The sequence below is a fragment of the Arhodomonas sp. KWT genome (assembly GCF_010993615.1).
On sequence record NZ_WNXE01000182.1, the window covers coordinates 1 to 4,269 of the forward strand.

3 protein-coding genes are annotated in these 4,269 nt (G+C 72.2%); 1 reads left to right on the forward strand and 2 read right to left on the reverse strand.

All coding sequences use genetic code 11. The annotated features are described in order from the left end of the window. On the forward strand, nucleotides 1-1,332 hold a 1,332-nt coding region (locus G7A99_RS16185; RefSeq protein WP_163142053.1), incomplete at its 5' end, for a YifB family Mg chelatase-like AAA ATPase. Between the two features lie 30 nt (nucleotides 1,333-1,362). Here the strand turns inward: G7A99_RS16185 and G7A99_RS16190 are convergent. Together G7A99_RS16190 and G7A99_RS16195 are read right to left on the reverse strand one after the other, a co-directional pair. Next, complete coding sequence (locus G7A99_RS16190) at nucleotides 1,363-3,495, reverse strand: bifunctional diguanylate cyclase/phosphodiesterase (RefSeq protein ID WP_018719685.1); 2,133 nt, start codon at nucleotides 3,493-3,495, stop codon at nucleotides 1,363-1,365. 188 nt (nucleotides 3,496-3,683) lie between these two features. Further along, on the reverse strand, nucleotides 3,684-4,269 hold a 586-nt coding region (locus tag G7A99_RS16195; protein WP_163142056.1), incomplete at its 5' end, for an energy transducer TonB.

Sequence of the window (4,269 nt, forward strand, 5' to 3'; positions counted from 1 at the left end):
CGCCGGGTGACCATCAACCTCGCCCCGGCGGACCTGCCCAAGGACGGCGGACGCTTCGACCTGCCCATCGCCCTCGGCATCCTCGCCGCGTCCGGCCAGATCCCGGCCGATGCCCTCGACGGGCTGGAATTCGCCGGCGAGCTGGCACTGACCGGCGCCCTGCGCGGCATCTCCGGTGCCCTGCCGTTCGCGGTGCACTGCCAGCGCGCCGGCCGCCGGGCCGTCCTGCCCCGCGACAGCGCCGCCGAGGCCGCCCTCGTGGGGACGGGCCGCGTCCTCACCGCGGACCACCTCCTCGACGTCTGCGCCCACCTCACCGCCCGCACCCCGCTCGCCGTGGCGACGCCGCCACCCGCCGGTCGAGGCCCTTCGGTGGCGGACCTCGCCGATGTCCGCGGCCAGCAGCAGGCCCGGCGCTGCCTGGAGATCGCCGCCGCGGGCGGTCACTCGCTGCTGCTGTGCGGCCCGCCGGGCACCGGCAAGAGCATGCTCGCCGCACGCCTGCCCGGCATCCTGCCGCCAATGACCGAGCAGGAGAGTCTGGAGAGCGCGACCGTCGCCTCGGTGAGCGACGGCGGCTTCGACCCGGCACGCTGGGGCGTGCGCCCGTTCCGGGCGCCGCACCACTCCGCCTCCCACGTCGCGCTCGCCGGCGGCGGCGGCCGTCCGAGGCCCGGCGAGGTCTCGCTGGCGCATAACGGCGTACTGTTCCTCGACGAGCTCCCGGAGTTCAGCCGCCGGGCACTGGAGATGCTGCGCGAACCGCTGGAGACGGGGCAGGTCGAGATCTCACGGGCCGCCGCCAAGGTCCGCTACCCGGCGACCTTCCAGTTGGTGGCGGCGATGAACCCGTGCCCGTGCGGCCACCTGGGCGACCCGGGGGGCGAATGCCGCTGCACCCCCGACCAGATTGCCCGCTACCAGGGCCGGCTCAGCGGCCCCCTGCTCGATCGCATCGACCTGTTCTGTTCGGTGCCGCGGCTGGCGCCGACGGAGCTGCGGGCGAGCCCGCCGGGAGAGGACAGCGCCACGGTGCGCGCCCGGGTCGCGGAGACGAGACGTCGCCAGCACGAGCGCGATGACGCGCCGGCGGCCGCCCTGCCGCCGGGGGTGCTGGAGGATCGCTGCCGGCTGGACGCCACCGCGGCCGCCCTGCTCGACCAGGCCGGCGAGCGCCTCGGACTCACCGCCCGGGGGATCCACCGCTGCCTGCGCGTCGCCCGCACGATCGCGGACCTCGCCGGCAGCGACGCGGTCACCGCCACCCACGTGGCCGAGGCGGTCGGCTACCGGGAACGTCGTGGCACAAGTGAGGCCGCGGCACCCCGGTGACGGCGTCGCCGGCGCATCCGGACAAACGGATCAGGGCAGCTCGATGTACCCGCGCCGGAGCACGGCCTCGAGGTCGTCGGCGGATGCCGGTGCCGCGGCGAGAAATCCCTGGAGATCGCCGCACCCCAGGCGGCGCACCGCCTCGAGCTGCTCCGGCGTCTCCACGCCCTCGGCCACCGTGGTCAGACCCATGCTCGCCGCGAGGGCGACGATGGTCTCCACCAGTCCCAGATCCATGGGATCACCGGGGATATCGCGCACGAAGGACTGATCCACCTTGAGGCAGTCCACCGGCAACCGCTTGAGGTAGCTGAGCGATGAGTAGCCGGTGCCGAAATCATCGATGGCGACGCGCACGCCGTGGCCCTTGAGCTCGGTGAGCTTCACGGTGTTGGCCTCGGCATCGCGCATCGCCGCACTCTCGGTAACCTCCACCTCCAGGGCATCGCCGGGCAGCCCGCAGGCCGCGAGCGCGGCAAGAACGGTGGCGACGAAGTCGTCTTGCTGCAGCGTGAGCGCGGAGATGTTCACGCCGACCCTCAGATTCAGTCCCCGGCTGCGCCAGTCCCGGGCCTGAACGCAGGCGGTGTTCAGGACCAGCCGGTCCAGTGCGTGGACGAGCCCGGTCTGCTCCGCCAGGGGAACGAACTCCGCCGGCGACACCCAGCCCCTGTCGGGACGGTGCCAGCGGGCCAGTGCCTCCAGGCCGGTGATCCGGCCGTCGCGGACGTCCACCCGCGGCTGGTAGTGCAGCTCGATGTCCTGCGCGGCGATGGCCTCGCGCAGGGCACGCTCCAGCGCGACCCGCTCCTGCACATGGTTCGCCTGGGCACGCCGGAAAACACAGTAGCCGAGGCCACCGAGCTTGGCCTCGTACATGGCGATGTCGGCGTTCTTGAGCAGCTCCGGCAGGGTCGCACCGTGCTCCGGATAGTGGACCAGGCCGATGCTCGTCCCCAGCTCGGCGCTCAACGAGCCGTGGCGGAAAGGGCGATCGAAGCACTCGAGCACGCGGCGGGCCTCGGTCTCGAGGATCGCCTCGTCCGCCCCAGGGATCAGGACCGCGAACTCGTCGCCGCCCAGGCGGGCCAGCAGATACCTCTCCGGCAGGACCTCGCGCAGCCGCCCGGCCACCTGCTGAAGCAGGGCATCGCCGTGCTCATGGCCCTGAGTGTCGTTGATGTCCTTGAAGCGGTTGAGGTCCATGTACATCACGCCCAGCGGTTCACCCCGGTCGTCCGCCCGCGCGAGCAGGGCGCTGCCGCGGGCATGGAGGAGGCGACGGTTGGGCAGCCCGGTCAGGGGGTCGTAGTGGGCGAGCTCCTCGATACGGCGCTCGCGCTGCCGGCGCTCGGTGATGTCGTTCCAGACCACGTACAGCGCGGTGCGACCGCGGAACGCCATGGTGGTAAGCGTGACCTCGCAGGGGAAGGGTTCGCCGTCCGCCCGCAAATGGGTCCACTCGAAGCGGTGGAAGTGCCGCTCGTAGGCGACGCGCACCATCTCGGCGGCCTTGTCGCAGGAGCGCTGGCCGTCGGGCTGGAACTCCGGGGAGATGTCGCAGGGCCGGCCGCCCAGGATACGATCCCGGTCCGGCTGCCGGAGCATGTGCAGGGTCGCCGGATTGCAGTCGACAAACGTGTCGTCGTCGAGGATGAGGATGGCGTCCTCGGAGGCATCGAAAACGCTGCGGAACATCGCCTCGCGTTCCTCGAGCTGGCGCTCGTGGCGGCGGCGCTCGGTGATGTCGAGCATCACGCCGACGATCCCGCCGGGACCGCCGTCGTCATCCGGGAAGACCGCCTTGTGGAAGGAGATGTCCCGCTCGCTGCCATCGGTGAAGCGGACCCGCGTCTCGTAAACCTGGGTATCGCCGCTGGCAAGCAGGGCCCGATCCGCCTCCTCGTAGACGGCGGCGAGATGCGGTGGCGCAAGGTCGTACACGCCCTTGCCGGCCACCTCCTCCGGGGCACGCCCGAGGATGCCGCGGGCGAAGGCCTCGTTGCAGCCGATATAGCGGCACTCGGCGTCCTTGAAGAAAACCGGTGCCGGGATGGCGTCGACGATCCGCTGCAGAAGGCGGCCGGCCTGGCAGCCGTCTCCCGGACAGTCGCCGCTCCCCGCGCTGTGCTCCCCCGAAGGCCTGGCTTGATCTGCGTCCATTTCCCGCTCTGAATTGTCTCGCCGCAGCGGCAGTCCCCGACCCGTTGAATCGTCCCGCACCCGGGTTCGCGTCCCCGACCGGGAGTACGGTGCTCTGCGCTGACACTACCCTTGATCGCGACAGTATTCCACGAACAGGGCGGAGGCAGGGAACGGCGCCCCCGCCCGGGGGGAAGCGGGACCCGCCGTCAGCGGTTGGAGAGACGGTAATCGACGGGAATAACGATCTGCCGGCCGACCAGACCGGGCGGCGGCGCCGGCAGCGGGGAGGCGGAACGGACCATTCGCAGGGCCGCGCGATCCAGCGTCCGACTGCCGGAGCCACGCACGACCTCCAGGCCCTCGACACTGCCGTCCGCGGCGATGCGCATCGCCACCCGGACGACCCCCTCCTCGCGGCGCAGCCGTGCCCGTCGGGGATAATGCTTGTGCCGCTCGAACAGCGCGACCAGCGAGCTCAGGTAGCCCTTGTTGCCGGCGGCACCGGGGTCCCCGGCATTACCGCCGGCGGGCGCACCGCCGCTGCCTGGGGACGCCGCCCCCTTGCCGCCGGAGCTGCCGGCCGCCCCCTCCGACCCGCCAGCTGCGTCGCCGTCCGGCGAGCCCGCCGTCTCGGCAGGCTCGTCCGTCCCCGCATCCGGTTTGCCCGCGGGCCCGGCATCCGATGACGGCGTCGGTTCCGGCGTCGGTTCCGGCGTCGGCTCCGGTTTCGGCTCCGGTTTCGGCTCCGGTTTCGGCTCCGGTTTCGGCTCCGGTTTCGGCTCCGGTTTCGGC